Source organism: Ectopseudomonas toyotomiensis (genome assembly GCF_017167985.1).
Lineage (GTDB): Bacteria > Pseudomonadota > Gammaproteobacteria > Pseudomonadales > Pseudomonadaceae > Aquipseudomonas > Aquipseudomonas toyotomiensis.
This window is the reverse complement of sequence record NZ_CP070505.1, coordinates 1,667,077-1,681,048: the sequence shown is the minus strand read 5'-3', so window position 1 is coordinate 1,681,048 and position 13,972 is coordinate 1,667,077. Positions and strand designations below refer to the sequence as shown.

Below are 13,972 nucleotides of genomic sequence, written 5' to 3'. Positions count from 1 at the left end.
GCCCTCCCGACCGTTCGCCAGCGGTGAAACCCCATTCAGCTCGCTGAAACAGTTTTCTTCATATTCGTCGTCCAGGCTGGGCGACACACCGAATCCTCTGATCGAGATACACACAGTGATCGAAAATCTGCGCAACATCGCCATCATCGCCCACGTCGACCATGGCAAAACCACCCTCGTCGACGCCCTGCTGCGTCAGTCCGGCACCCTTGAGCGTAACGAGCTCAACGACGAGCGCGTGATGGACAGCAACGACCAGGAAAAAGAGCGCGGCATTACCATTCTGGCCAAGAACACCGCCATCAAGTGGAACGACTACCGCATCAACATCGTCGACACCCCCGGCCACGCCGACTTCGGTGGCGAAGTCGAGCGCGTGATGTCCATGGTCGACTCCGTACTGCTGGTGGTCGACGCCCAGGACGGCCCGATGCCGCAAACCCGCTTCGTGACCAAGAAGGCCTTCGAAGCCGGCCTCAAGCCGATCGTCGTGATCAACAAGATCGACCGTCCGGGCGCGCGTCCTGACTGGGTCATGGACCAGATCTTCGACCTGTTCGACAACCTTGGTGCCACCGATGAGCAGCTCGACTTCCAGGTCGTCTACGCCAGCGCCCTGAACGGCATTGCCGGTCTCGACCACACCGCCATGGCCGAAGACCTGACCCCGCTGTACCAGGCAATCGTTGACCACGTGCCGGCACCGAACGTCGACCTCGACGGCCCGTTCCAGATGCAGATCTCCGCGCTGGACTACAACAGCTTCCTCGGCATCATCGGCGTTGGCCGCATCGCTCGCGGCAAGGTCAAGCCGAACACCCCGGTGACTGCCATCGACGTCGACGGCAAGAAGCGTAACGGCCGTATCCTCAAGCTGATGGGCCACCACGGCCTGCACCGCGTAGACGTCGAAGAAGCCACCGCCGGTGACATCGTCTGCGTCAGCGGTATGGATCAGCTGTTCATCTCCGACACCCTGTGCGACATCAACCATGTCGAAGCAATGAAGCCGCTGACCGTTGACGAGCCGACCGTCTCGATGACCTTCCAGGTCAACGATTCGCCGTTCTGCGGCAAGGAAGGCAAGTTCGTCACCAGCCGCAACATCAAGGAGCGCCTGGACAAGGAGCTGCTGTACAACGTGGCTCTGCGTGTTGAAGAAGGCGACAGCGCCGACAAGTTCAAGGTCTCCGGCCGTGGTGAGCTGCACCTCTCGGTTCTGATCGAAACCATGCGTCGCGAAGGTTTCGAAATGGGCGTTGGCCGTCCGGAAGTGATCATTCGCGAAGTCAACGGCGTCAAGCAGGAGCCGTTCGAGAACGTCACCATCGACATCCCTGAGGAATCCCAGGGTAAGGTCATGGAAGAAATGGGCCTGCGTAAGGGCGACCTGACCAACATGTCGCCGGACGGCAAAGGCCGTGTGCGCCTGGAATACAACATCCCGGCTCGCGGTCTGATCGGTTTCCGTAACCAGTTCCTGACCCTGACCAACGGCGCCGGCATCCTGACCTCGATCTTCGATCGTTATGACACCGTCAAGCCGGGCAGCATGTCTGGGCGTCAGAACGGCGTACTGGTGTCGATCGATACCGGCAAGGCCCTGACCTACTCCCTGGAAACCCTGCAGGCGCGCGGCAAGCTGTTCGTCGAGCATGGCCAGGAAATCTACAACGGTCAGATCGTTGGCCTGAACAGTCGCGACAACGACCTGGGTGTGAACCCCACCAAAGGCAAGAAGCTCGACAACATGCGCGCTTCGGGCAAGGACGAAACCATCGCCCTGGTGCCGCCGGTTCGCTTCACCCTGGAGCAGGCGCTGGAGTTCATCCAGGATGACGAGCTGTGCGAAGTGACGCCGAAGTCGATCCGTCTGCGCAAGAAGATCCTCGACGAAGGCGAGCGTACCCGCGCTGCCAAGAAAGCCAACAAGGCCTGACGCTTAGCGACTCGCCTCGGCTTTAAATGAAAAGCCCCGCCAGAGCGATCTGGCGGGGCTTTTTGTTGGGGCGCCGTTAGGTGTTGAGCGGCTTCAGCCGCGCTGTGGCCTGCAGGCCAGCAGCCCATAGGCGGCCAGCGCGATCACCACCAGCAGGCTGAGCGTCATCACTCGCCCGCCACCTGGCGCAGCGATTGCGCCGGGGTGTCGCCGAGGTTGTTGAGCATGCGCTCGCTGTACCAGTCGAGGAAGTTGATCACGCCGAACTCGTAGGTTTTCGAGTACGGGCCCGGCTGGTAGGCGGTGGAGTTGATGCCGCGCTGGTTTTCCTCGGCCAGGCGGCGATCCTGGTCGTTGGTGGCATCCCACACCTGGCGCAGGCGGGCGACGTCATAGTCGACACCTTCGACGGCATCCTTGTGCACCAGCCACTTGGTAGTGACCATGGTTTGCTGCGCGCTGATCGGCCAAACGGTGAAGACGATCATGTGGTCGCCCATGCAGTGGTTCCACGAATGCGGCAGGTGCAGGATGCGCATGGAGCCCAGGTCAGGGTCGGTGATGCGGCCCATGAGTTTCTTGCAGCCCTGCTTCCCGTCCATGGTCATGGATACGGTGCCCTTGAGCAGGGGCATGCGCACGATGCGGTTGCGCAGGCCGAAGCTGGCGTGGGCGTAGGGGATCTTGTCCTTGTCCCAGCGGGTGGTGCATTCGGCGACCTGATCCTTGAACGCCTGGCTGGCGCGCGGATCGGTGACGTCATCCCATTCCAGCAGGGTGTTTAGCAGTTCCGGGTGCGAACCATTGCAGTGGTAGCACTCGCGGTTGTTCTCGAGCACCAGCTTCCAGTTGGCCTTTTCCATCAGGGTGGTCTGCACGGCCACCTTGGTGTTTTCCATGTCGTAGGGTTCCATGTAATGCGCCAGGGTGGCGAGGAACTCGTCGATGGCCGGCGGATTTTCCGCCAGGGAGATGAAGATGTAGCCGCCAGCGGTCTTGCACTGCACCGGTTTCAGGCTGTAGTCCTTGAGGTCGAAATCGGCGCCCATTTCGGTGCCGGCGAACAGCAGGCGCCCGTCCAGCTCGTAGGTCCACTGGTGGTAAGGGCATACCAGCTTGGCGACCTTGCCCTTGTCCGAGACACATAGGCGCGAGCCACGGTGACGGCAGACGTTGTGGAAGGCATGGATCTGTCCTTCGGCGCCGCGAATGACCAGAATCGGGTTATCGCCGATCTGCAGGGTGAGGAAGTTGCCCTTGGCCGGGATTTCGCAGGTCATGCCGGCGATCAGCCATTCCTTGTTGAAGATCTCCTGCATGTCGACCTGGAACAGGCGTTCGTCGCTGTAGAACGGCTGCGGCAGCGAGAAGCTGTGGTCGCGTTCGTTCAGCATCTGTGCGGTGGCCTTGCGCACGGGTTCCAGCGGGTCGCCCAGGCTCAGGTTTTGGGTGCAGTCCATGGTGGCTCCTCATTGGCGGGCGCCTCGCGCCTGCCGGAAATAGTGGCTGATACGGTATGTGCCGCAAGGTCTCGATCGTTCGCTGCTGCCTGCAATGGGCGTGCATGCTTGGTGAGCGGAGTGTGGAGCCGGCAACAGGTAAAACCTTATCCATGGGCGACATGGCCAGATTTGTTTCCGACGCGCCAGGCCCCGTGCTATCGGGCAGGTCGCGATAAGCATGCGGATGTCGCTGGTAGATAAATGACGACCGGCAGCCTTTCGCACAATCCGCCGCATATAGGCCGATATCCGGCCGCGTGGAGAGCCGTTCATGACCACCAACGCCTTCCTCAATCCGGTTACGACGCAGACCTGGACCAACGGTCGCCATCTGGTGCGTTGCGTCAAGGTGATCCAGGAAACCTGGGACGTGCGCACCTTCTGCTTCATGGCCGACCAGCCCGTGCTGTTCTTCTTCAAGCCCGGGCAGTTCGTCACCCTGGAGCTGGAGATCGACGGCCAGCCGATCATGCGCTCCTACACCATCTCCAGCTCGCCTTCGGTGCCTTACAGCTTCTCCATTACCATCAAGCGGGTGCCGGGCGGCAAGGTATCGAACTGGTTGCACGACAACCTCAAGGAAGGCGACGAGGTGCCAGTGCATGGGCCGGTAGGCCTGTTCAATGCCATCGATTTTCCCACCGACAAGGTGCTGTTTCTTTCCGGTGGTGTCGGCATCACCCCGGTGATGTCGATGGCGCGCTGGTTCTACGACACCAACGCCAATGTCGACATGGTCTTCGTGCACAGCGCTCGTTCGCCGAAGGACATCATCTACCAGCGCGAGCTGGAGCACATGGCGGCGCGCATCAACAACTTCAGCCTGCACGTTATCTGCGAGAAGCACGGTCTGGGTGAAGCCTGGGCGGGTTATCGCGGTTACCTGAACAAGCCGATGCTGGAGCTCATCGCTCCGGATTATCTTGATCGCGAGATCTTCTGCTGCGGCCCGACGCCCTACATGAGCGCCATCAAGCGCCTGCTCGAGGCGGCTGGCTACGACATGAATCGCTACCACGAGGAGGCCTTCGGCCCGACGCCGCCGGAGATTCGCGCCGAGGTCAAGGAGCTGGCTGCCGAGGCGGCCGATGCGCCGGATGTGCCGCTGGCCGACCTGCACCAGGTGGAGTTCACCAGCACTGGCAAGAGCATTCGCGTGGTGCCCGGCGAAACCGTGCACGCCGCTGCCGCCAAACTCGGCCTGCATATTCCCAAGGCCTGTGGCATGGGTATCTGCGGTACCTGCAAGGTAATGAAGACTGCAGGCGAAGTGGAGATGGAGCACAACGGCGGCATCACCGACGAGGACGTCGCCGAGGGCTACATCCTGTCGTGCTGCAGTGTGCCGAAAGGCGATGTGGCGATCGACTATTGATCGCCATGAAGGTTTGTAGCCCGGATGAAATCCGGGCTACTTAGCCATAAGCCCCACTCGTGGGGCTTATGGCGTTTCAGGCGCTCATCACTTCACGGATATCGGCGGCCAGCTGGCGCACGCGGGCTTCGTCGGTATCCCAGCTGCACATGAAGCGCGCGCCGCCGGCGCCGATGAAGGTGTAGAAGCGCCAGCCGCGAGCGGTGAGGGCGGCGATGGCCGGCTCCGACAGTTGCAGGAACACGCCATTGGCCTCCACCGGGAACATCAGACTGACACCGGGCACGTCCTCGACCAGCGTGGCCAGCAACTGCGCGCAGCGGTTGGCGTGGTTGGCGTACTTGAGCCAGGCATCATCCTGCAGGATGCCGACCCAGGGCGCGGACAGGTAGCGCATCTTCGAGGCCAACTGGCCGGCCTGCTTGCAGCGATAGTCGAAGTCTTCGGCCAGATCCTTGTTGAAGAAGACGATGGCTTCACCTACCGCCATACCGTTCTTGGTGCCGCCGAAGCACAGCACGTCCACGCCAGCCTTCCAGGTCAGCTCCGCCGGGCTGCAGCCAAGAAAGGCGCAGGCGTTGGAGAAGCGCGCGCCGTCCATGTGCAGGTTGAGATTCAGCTCCTTGCAGACCTGGCTGATAGCGCGGACTTCTTCCGGGCGGTACACGGTGCCGACTTCGGTGGCCTGGGTGAGGGTGACCACGCGCGGCTTCGGGTAGTGAATATCCTGACGCTTGAGGGCGATCTCGCGGATGGCTTGCGGGGTCAGCTTGCCGTTCTCGGTCTTGGCCAGCAGCAGCTTGGAGCCGTTGGAGAAGAACTCCGGCGCGCCGCACTCGTCGGTCTCGACGTGGGCGGTCTCCGAGCAGATCACGCTGTGGTAGCTCTGGCACAGCGAGGCCAGGGCCAGGGAGTTGGCGGCGGTGCCGTTGAAGGCGAAGAACACTTCGCAGTCGGTCTCGAACAGGCGGCGGAAGTGGTCGGCGGCACGCGCCGTCCATTCGTCATCGCCGTAGGCGCGCTGGTGGCCCTGGTTGGCCTCGGCCATGGCGGCCCAGGCTTCGGGACAGATGCCGGAGTAGTTGTCGCTGGCGAATTGCTGGGCATTGTCGGGCATTGGCGCGTTCCTTCTGAAAAACCTGCCGGCGGGTCTGCCGACAAAGCGCTCACTTTAACCTGCGGCTGGCGGTCAGGCGTCCGTCGCGGCGACGAGTTGTTGCGCTGAAGCGTACTGCCGGGTCGGTTCGTGGCCAACCGTTCGGCTCGCAGATGGAACTTGGGGCTTGTAGCGGGGTTCACACTTACCAGAGGGCGGCAGTCGATCCGCTCTCCGCAATCAAGAGAAGGAGTTTCCCATGACTTATCGTCACCTGCTCGCCCTTGCCCTGCCGCTGGCCGTGGCGCTGCCCGTTGCCGCCGCCGAGTGGTCGGATAATGCCAAGACCGAGTTCGTTCAGCAGTGCATCGCTGGCGCACCGGCAGGCTACGAGGAGCCACAATTGCGCGCTTATTGCGACTGTGCCGCGACCAAGGTCAGCCAGGAATTCAGTGAAGCTGAATTGCAGGAAATCAGCCGCCAGTCCCCACCTGACCCTGCCATGCAGCAGCGTCTGGTGAATGCCTCCAGCAGCTGTGCTGGCAAGCTCAAGCCGTAAGGCGTCGTTGAGCAAATAGCAGGCGCTGGCGCCGGAGCCCCATGGGCCCTTGCCTGGCGCCATGTTTCCACAGGCCATGCACAGCGCCGCCCACAGTATTTGTGCACAAGCCTGATCTATCTCCTTGATCCTGTTCGATTTTTAGCCGTATCCCGACAGGCCGCGGTGGCTCTGGGCGCGCGCCCTTGTCGAACAGCCTATGCACAGTTTCATCCACATCTTCTGTGCATATCCCCAACCGATCCCGCCTCTCGTTCATGTCGCTGGTGGATAAGCCAGGGAGCCGGCGTGCGTGTACGGATATCGAACAGCGCTCTCACGTGCAGAGCTGGCGAGGGCGGCAGCCATCTGCTGACAGCTTTTCCACAGGCTAGTCCACCGCTTCTGTGCATTCTCTGCATTGTTAACTGATTGATATCGATCAGGAAATGAGCGCTGCCAGGAAACCCTTGCAGTTGCTGGGGCGACACGCGCTATGCACGGCTTATCCACAGCTTGATCCCCGTGATTTGTGTGCAAGCCAGCGGCGCACCCGCGACGCGCCTGATTGCGACAAGGCCATGTCGCAAACGAATGCTCTCGCGGCGTTGGCAGGCATTTGAGGGGGCAGGGGCGGCCCTACCATCGCTGCACAGGGCCTTGCTGGCCCGCCCGTCCAAGACCGCCGCCCATAGGCGCTGCAGGAGAGTCGAGATGTTCAGCAAGCAGGATCAGATTCAGGGTTACGACGACGAGTTGCTCGCGGCGATCGATCAGGAAGAACGCCGTCAGGAAGAGCACATCGAGCTGATCGCCTCGGAGAACTACTGCAGCCAGCGGGTGATGGAAGCGCAGGGCAGCGGCCTGACCAACAAGTACGCCGAAGGTTATCCGGGCAAGCGTTATTACGGTGGCTGCGAGTACGTCGACAAGGTCGAGCAACTGGCCATCGACCGCGCCAAGCAGCTGTTCGGCGCCGATTACGCCAACGTCCAGCCGCACTCCGGTTCCTCGGCCAACAGCGCCGTGTACCTGGCGCTGCTCAATGCCGGCGACACCATCCTCGGTATGAGCCTGGCCCACGGCGGCCACCTGACCCACGGCGCCAAGGTGTCGTCCTCGGGCAAACTCTACAACGCCGTGCAGTACGGCCTGGACACCGCCACCGGGCTGATCGACTACGACGAGGTCGAGCGCCTGGCCGTGGAGCACAAGCCGAAGATCATCGTCGCCGGCTTCTCCGCCTACTCCAAGACCCTCGACTTCCCGCGTTTCCGTGCCATCGCCGACAAGGTCGGGGCACTGCTGTTCGTCGACATGGCCCACGTGGCGGGCCTGGTTGCTGCGGGTCTGTACCCGAACCCGATTCCCTTTGCCGACGTGGTCACCACCACCACGCACAAGACCCTGCGCGGCCCGCGCGGCGGCCTGATCCTGGCCAAGGCCAACGAAGAGATCGAGAAGAAGCTCAACTCCGCCGTTTTCCCCGGCGCCCAGGGTGGCCCGCTGATGCACGTTATCGCGGCCAAGGCGGTGTGCTTCAAGGAAGCCATGGAGCCGGAGTTCAAGGCCTACCAGCAGCAGGTCATCGACAACGCCCAGGCCATGGCCAGGGTGTTCATCGAGCGCGGCTACGAGGTGGTGTCCGGCGGCACCGACAACCACCTGTTCCTGCTCAGCCTGATCAAGCAGGGCCTGACCGGCAAGGAGGCTGACGCTGCGTTGGGCCGTGCCGGTATCACCGTGAACAAGAACGCCGTGCCCAACGACCCGCAATCGCCGTTCGTGACCTCGGGCATCCGCATCGGTACGCCGGCCGTCACCACCCGCGGCTTCAAGGTTGCCCAATGCCAGGCGCTGGCCGGTTGGATCTGCGACATCCTCGATCACCTCGGCGATGCCGATGTCGAGGCGCAGGTGGCCAAGCTGGTGGCCGGGCTGTGCGCGGACTATCCGGTGTATCGCTAAGCCAACCCTTTCTCTCGGCCCCTCTCGCGTAACGCTGAGAGGGGAGTAGAACCCTGGAGCATGCCCATGCAACGTTATTCCGGCTTCGGCCTGTTCAAGCACTCGTTCAGCCACCATGAGAACTGGCAGCGCATGTGGCGCAACCCGACGCCCAAGCCGGTGTACGACGTGGTCATCGTCGGTGGTGGCGGCCACGGCCTGGCCACGGCCTATTACCTGGCCAAGGAATTTGGCGTGAAGAACGTCGCCGTGGTCGAGAAGGGCTGGCTCGGCGGCGGCAACACCGCGCGTAACACCACCATCGTGCGTTCCAACTACCTGTGGGATGAGTCCGCGCAGCTCTACGAACACGCCATGAAGCTGTGGGAAGGTCTGTCGCAGGACATCAACTACAACGTCATGTTCTCCCAGCGTGGCGTGTACAACCTCTGTCACACCCTGCAGGACATGCGTGACGCCGAGCGCCGCGTCAGCGCCAACCGCCTCAACGGCGTGGATGGCGAACTGCTGGATGCCAAGCAGGTGGCCGAGGAGATTCCCTACCTCGACTGCAGCAAGAACACCCGTTATCCGGTGATGGGCTCCACCGTGCAGCGTCGCGGCGGCGTCGCCCGTCATGACGCCGTGGCCTGGGGTTACGCGCGTGCCGCCGATGCCCTGGGCGTCGACCTGATCCAGAACACCGAGGTGACCGGTTTCCGCAAGCAGAACGGTGCGGTGATCGGTGTCGAGACCAACAAGGGTTTCATCGGTGCCAAGCGCGTCGGTGTGGTCACTGCCGGTAATTCCGGGCATATGGCGGGGCTCGCTGGCTTCCGCCTGCCGCTGGAATCCCACCCGCTGCAGGCGCTGGTATCCGAGCCGATCAAGCCGATCATCGACAGCGTGATCATGTCCAACGCCGTGCACGGTTACATCAGTCAGTCGGACAAGGGCGACCTGGTCATCGGTGCCGGCATCGACGGCTACAACGGCTACGGCCAGCGCGGCTCCTACGGCACCATCGAACACACCCTGCAGGCCATCGTCGAGATGTTCCCGGTGCTCTCGCGGGTGCGCATGAATCGCCAGTGGGGCGGCATCGTCGATACCAGCCCCGACGCCTGCCCGATCATTTCCAAGACTCCGGTGGACAACCTGTTCTTCAACTGCGGTTGGGGTACTGGTGGCTTCAAGGCCACGCCGGGTTCCGGTCACGTATTCGCCGCCAGCCTGGCCAAGGGTGAAATGCACCCACTGGCCAAGCCGTTCTCCATCGACCGTTTCCACACTGGCGCACTGATCGACGAGCACGGCGCCGCTGCCGTGGCCCACTAAAAGCGCGCGTAGCGCAAAGCTGATGACCCTCTCCCATTCATGGGAGAGGGTGGCCCGAAGGGCCGGGAGAGGGCGTTGCGGTTCACACCGAATGCCCTCTCCCCCGACCCCTCTCCCACAAGTGGGAGAGGGGAGACAAAAACCTTCTCCCCCAGCCCCTCTCCCGAAGGGAGAGGGGAGGCAAGATAAACCCCGTTGGCATCTGCGAGCGGGGAAGCGTTTCAGGAGGCCAACATGCTGCACATCTTCTGCCCCTACTGTGGCGAACTGCGCTCCGAAGAAGAATTCCACGCCAAGGGCCAGGCGCACATCGCTCGCCCGCTCGATCCCGATGCCTGCACGGATGCAGAGTGGGGCGAGTACATGTTCTTCCGCGACAACCCGCGCGGTATCCACCACGAGCTGTGGGTGCACGCGGCCGGTTGCCGCAAGTATTTCAACGTCACCCGCCACACCGTGACCTACGAGATCCTCGAGACCTACAAGGTCGGCGAGAAGCCTTCGGTCACCGCAGCCGGGGCCACCGACAAGCAAGCCGTGGCAGAAGGAGTAACGGCATGAGCCAGGTCAATCGTCTTGCCAAGGGTGGTCGCATCGACCGCAGTCAGGCGCTGAGCTTCACCTTCAATGGCCAGACCTATCAGGGCTTCGCCGGCGACAGCCTGGCCGCCGCGCTGTTGGCCAACGGCGTCGACATCGTCGGCCGCAGCTTCAAGTACTCGCGCCCACGCGGCATCGTCGCTGCGGGCGCGGAAGAGCCCAACGCCGTGCTGCAGATCGGCTCCACCGAGGCGGCGCAGATCCCCAACGTGCGCGCCACCCAGCAGGCGCTGTACAGCGGCCTGGTGGCCAACAGCACCAATGGCTGGCCGAGCGTCAACACCGACCTGATGGGCATCCTCGGCAAGGTTGGCGGCGGCATGATGCCGCCCGGTTTCTACTACAAGACCTTCATGTATCCACAGAACCTGTGGATGACCTACGAAAAGTACATCCGCAAGGCCGCAGGCTTAGGCCGTTCGCCCACCGAGGTCGACCCGGACATCTATGACCAGCTCAACCAGCACTGCGACGTGCTGATCGTCGGCGCTGGTCCGGCCGGTCTCGCCGCCGCGCTGGCTGCTGGCCGCAGCGGCGCGCGGGTGATCCTCGCCGACGAACAGGAAGAGTTCGGCGGCAGCCTGCTCGATACCCGCGAGACCCTCGACGGCAAGCCCGCCGCCGACTGGGTGGCGCAGGCCATCGCCGAGTTGCAGGCAATGCCGGAAGTGACCCTGCTGCCCCGCGCCACGGTCAACGGCTACCACGATCACAACTTCCTCACCATCCACCAGCGTCTGACCGACCACCTCGGTGAAACCGCGCCGATGGGCCAGGCCCGTCAGCGCATGCACCGCGTGCGTGCCAAGCGTGTGGTGTTGGCCAGTGGCGCCCATGAGCGGCCGCTGGTGTACGCCAACAACGACGTGCCCGGCAACATGCTGGCTGGCGCCGTGTCGACCTACGTGCGTCGTTATGGCGTGGCGCCGGGGCAGGAACTGGTGTTGTCGACCAACAATGATTACGCCTACCGCGTGGTGCTCGATTGGCTCGATGCCGGGCGCAAGGTGGTGGCTGTCGCCGATGCGCGCAGCAACCCGCGCGGCAGCTGGGTCGAGGAAGCGCGTGCGCGTGGCGTGCGCATCCTCACCGGTAGCGCAGTGGTCGAGGCGCGTGGCAGCAAGCGCGTCACCGGTGCGCGCATCTGCGCGATCGATGCCAAGGCACACAAGGTCACCAGCCCTGGTGAAGTGCTCGACTGCGACCTGATCGTCAGCTCCGGTGGCTACAGCCCGGTGGTGCACTTGGCGTCGCACCTGGGTGGTCGCCCCGAATGGCGCGAGGACATCCTCGGTTTCGTGCCCGGGCCGGGCAACGGCATCCAGCAGCGCATCGACGCCGGTGCGGTGAATGGCGTGTTCGCCCTCGGCGACGTGCTTGCCAATGGCTTCGAGGCGGGCGCCAAGGCGGCTGCCGAGACCGGCTACAAGGCCGTCAGTGGCAGCCTGCCACAGGCCGAGGTGCGTCAGGAAGAACCGATGCTGGCGCTGTTCCAGGTGCCGCACGACAAGTCCACGGCGCGTGCGCCGAAGCAGTTCGTCGACCTGCAGAACGACGTCACCGCGGCCGGCATCGAGCTGGCAACGCGTGAAGGCTTCGAGTCGGTCGAGCACGTCAAGCGCTACACCGCACTGGGCTTCGGTACCGACCAGGGCAAGCTGGGCAATATCAACGGCCTGGCCATCGCCGCGCGCTCGATGGGCATCAGCATCGTGCAGATGGGTACCACCATGTTCCGTCCGAACTACACGCCGGTGACCTTCGGCGCCGTAGCCGGTCGCCACTGTGGCGAGCTGTTCGATGCCAAGCGCTACACCGCGATGCAGGCCTGGCATGTGAAGAACGGCGCCGAGTTCGAGGACGTTGGCCAGTGGAAGCGCCCCTGGTACTTCCCGAAGAATGGCGAGGACCTGCATGCTGCCGTGGCTCGTGAGTGCCTGGCTGTGCGCAACAGCGTGGGCATCCTCGATGCCTCCACCCTGGGCAAGATCGACATTCAGGGCCCGGATGCGCGCGAGTTCCTCAATCGCGTTTACACCAACGCCTGGACCAAGCTGGACGTGGGCAAGGCGCGCTACGGCCTGATGTGCAAGGAAGACGGCATGGTCTTCGACGACGGCGTCACTGCCTGTCTGGCCGACAACCATTTCGTCATGACCACCACCACTGGCGGCGCGGCGAGGGTGATGGAATGGCTGGAGATCTACCACCAGACCGAATGGCCGGAGCTGAAGGTGTACTTCACTTCGGTCACCGACCACTGGGCCACCATGACCCTGTCCGGCCCCAACAGCCGCAAGCTGCTGGCCAAGGTCACCGACATCGACCTGGACAAGGATGCCTTCCCGTTCATGAGCTGGAAGGAAGGTCTGGTCGGTGGCGTGCCGGCGCGGGTGTTCCGCATCTCCTTCACCGGCGAGCTGAGCTACGAGGTGAACGTGCAGGCCGACTACGCCCTGGGCGTGTGGGAGCAGATCATCGAAGCCGGCAAGGAGTTCGACCTGACTCCCTACGGCACCGAGACCATGCACGTACTACGTGCCGAGAAAGGCTTCATCATCGTCGGCCAGGACACCGATGCCTCGGTGACCCCGGACGATCTGAACATGGGCTGGTGCGTCGGTCGCACCAAACCTTTCTCCTGGATCGGCAAGCGTGGCATGAACCGCGACGACTGCCTGCGCGAGGACCGCAAGCAGTTGGTCGGGCTGAAACCGGTCAATCCGAACCAGGTGCTGCCGGAAGGCGCGCAACTGGTGTTCGATCCGAAACAGTCCATCCCGATGCAGATGGTCGGCCACGTCACTTCCAGCTACATGAGCGCGGCCATGGGCTACAGCTTCGCCATGGCGGTGGTCAAAGGCGGCCTCAAGCGCATGGGCGAGCGCGTGTTCGCGCCGCTGGCCGATGGCAGCGTGATCGAAGCCGAAATCTGCAGCTCCGTGTTCTATGACCCGAAAGGGGATCGCCAGAATGTCTAACGTCAACGTCTACCAACAACGTCCCGCCGACATCGCCGGGCAATCGCCGCTGCACCATGCCGGCCTGCACGAACTGGTCGGCAAGGGGCGCAAGAACGCCGGCATCACCCTGCGCGAGAAGAAGCTGCGCGGTCACCTGGTGATCCGTGGCGACGCCCGCGACACCGCCTTCTCTGGCAGCGTGCACAAGGCCCTGGGTCTGGAGCTGCCGGTGGCGCTGACCCTGGTCGCCGACGGCGATACCTCGCTGCAGTGGCTGGGCCCGGACGAGTGGCTGCTGATCGTGCCTGGCGGCAGCGAGTTCGAGGTCGAGCGCAAACTGCGTGCGGCGCTGGACGGTCAGCACTTCTCGGTGGTCAACGTCAGCGGCGGGCAGACCCTGTTGGAGCTGTCCGGGCCGAAGGTGCGCGAGCTGCTGATGAAGTCCACCAGCTACGACGTGCATCCGAGCAACTTCCCGGTGGGCAAGGCGGTGGGCACCGTGTTCGCCAAGTCCCAGCTGGTGATTCGCCACACTGGCGAGGAGACCTGGGAGCTGGTGATCCGTCGTAGCTTCGCCGACTACTTCTGGCTGTGGCTGCAGGATGCCAGCGCCGAGTATGGGTTGGCGATCGAGGCCTGAGCCGCACGCGAACCGTCCCCTCTCCCGTTTGCGG

Annotated in this window: 10 protein-coding genes; 8 read left to right on the top strand and 2 right to left on the bottom strand. The window is 63.3% G+C overall.

Annotation, left to right across the window (positions count from 1 at the left end):
* The first annotated feature begins 115 nt into the window (after nt 1-115).
* Nucleotides 116-1,939, top strand: a complete 1,824-nt coding sequence (gene typA, locus JWV26_RS07720; protein ID WP_072424927.1) for a translational GTPase TypA — start codon at nt 116-118, stop codon at nt 1,937-1,939.
* Between the two features lie 167 nt (nt 1,940-2,106).
* On the opposite strand, the gene gbcA is transcribed toward typA, so the two are convergent.
* Entirely contained in the window at nt 2,107-3,399 is a 1,293-nt protein-coding gene (gbcA, locus tag JWV26_RS07715; protein WP_196459282.1) for a glycine-betaine demethylase subunit GbcA, read from the bottom strand.
* 313 nt (nt 3,400-3,712) lie between these two features.
* Here gbcA and gbcB point away from each other — a divergent pair, with 313 nt between their 5' ends.
* Entirely contained in the window at nt 3,713-4,816 is a 1,104-nt protein-coding gene (gbcB, locus tag JWV26_RS07710) for a glycine-betaine demethylase subunit GbcB (protein ID WP_072424929.1), read from the top strand.
* Between the two features lie 76 nt (nt 4,817-4,892).
* Here gbcB and JWV26_RS07705 read toward each other — a convergent pair whose 3' ends face one another.
* Nucleotides 4,893-5,933, bottom strand: a complete 1,041-nt coding sequence (locus JWV26_RS07705) for a threonine aldolase family protein (RefSeq protein ID WP_072424930.1) — start codon at nt 5,931-5,933, stop codon at nt 4,893-4,895.
* Nucleotides 5,934-6,171: 238 nt separating this feature from the next.
* On the opposite strand from JWV26_RS07705, the gene JWV26_RS07700 reads away from it, so the two are divergent.
* The 6 genes from JWV26_RS07700 to JWV26_RS07675 all read left to right on the top strand — a co-directional run bounded on the left by JWV26_RS07700 (nt 6,172) and on the right by JWV26_RS07675 (nt 13,938).
* Entirely contained in the window at nt 6,172-6,471 is a 300-nt protein-coding gene (locus tag JWV26_RS07700) for a hypothetical protein (protein WP_072424931.1), read from the top strand.
* Nucleotides 6,472-7,164: 693 nt separating this feature from the next.
* Nucleotides 7,165-8,418: a serine hydroxymethyltransferase gene (gene glyA, locus JWV26_RS07695; protein WP_074917399.1), complete on the top strand. Its 1,254-nt coding sequence runs from the start codon at nt 7,165-7,167 to the stop codon at nt 8,416-8,418.
* A gap of 66 nt (nt 8,419-8,484) precedes the next feature.
* The gene (locus tag JWV26_RS07690; RefSeq protein WP_021490391.1) at nt 8,485-9,735 is read left to right on the top strand and encodes a sarcosine oxidase subunit beta family protein; all 1,251 of its coding nucleotides are present in this window, start codon (nt 8,485-8,487) and stop codon (nt 9,733-9,735) included.
* Nucleotides 9,736-9,969: 234 nt separating this feature from the next.
* The gene (locus tag JWV26_RS07685; protein WP_072424933.1) at nt 9,970-10,296 is read left to right on the top strand and encodes a sarcosine oxidase subunit delta; all 327 of its coding nucleotides are present in this window, start codon (nt 9,970-9,972) and stop codon (nt 10,294-10,296) included.
* A complete protein-coding gene (locus tag JWV26_RS07680; protein ID WP_206418754.1) occupies nt 10,293-13,316 on the top strand; it encodes a sarcosine oxidase subunit alpha in 3,024 nt (1,007 codons plus the stop codon). The genes JWV26_RS07685 and JWV26_RS07680 overlap by 4 nt, the downstream gene beginning before the upstream one ends.
* Nucleotides 13,309-13,938: a sarcosine oxidase subunit gamma gene (locus tag JWV26_RS07675; RefSeq protein ID WP_206418753.1), complete on the top strand. Its 630-nt coding sequence runs from the start codon at nt 13,309-13,311 to the stop codon at nt 13,936-13,938. Before JWV26_RS07680 ends, JWV26_RS07675 begins: the two co-directional genes overlap by 8 nt.
* Nucleotides 13,939-13,972 lie beyond the last annotated feature (34 nt).

Excerpts from the sequence above, each read along its gene's own strand:
- gbcA (WP_196459282.1), bottom strand. The coding sequence starts at position 3,399 with ATGGACTGCACCCAAAACCTGAGCCTGGGCGACCCGCTGGAACCCGTG.
- gbcB (WP_072424929.1), top strand. The coding sequence starts at position 3,713 with ATGACCACCAACGCCTTCCTCAATCCGGTTACGACGCAGACCTGGACC.
- JWV26_RS07705 (WP_072424930.1), bottom strand. The coding sequence starts at position 5,933 with ATGCCCGACAATGCCCAGCAATTCGCCAGCGACAACTACTCCGGCATC.
- JWV26_RS07700 (WP_072424931.1), top strand. The coding sequence starts at position 6,172 with ATGACTTATCGTCACCTGCTCGCCCTTGCCCTGCCGCTGGCCGTGGCG.
- glyA (WP_074917399.1), top strand. The coding sequence starts at position 7,165 with ATGTTCAGCAAGCAGGATCAGATTCAGGGTTACGACGACGAGTTGCTC.
- JWV26_RS07690 (WP_021490391.1), top strand. The coding sequence starts at position 8,485 with ATGCAACGTTATTCCGGCTTCGGCCTGTTCAAGCACTCGTTCAGCCAC.
- JWV26_RS07685 (WP_072424933.1), top strand. The coding sequence starts at position 9,970 with ATGCTGCACATCTTCTGCCCCTACTGTGGCGAACTGCGCTCCGAAGAA.
- JWV26_RS07680 (WP_206418754.1), top strand. The coding sequence starts at position 10,293 with ATGAGCCAGGTCAATCGTCTTGCCAAGGGTGGTCGCATCGACCGCAGT.
- JWV26_RS07675 (WP_206418753.1), top strand. The coding sequence starts at position 13,309 with ATGTCTAACGTCAACGTCTACCAACAACGTCCCGCCGACATCGCCGGG.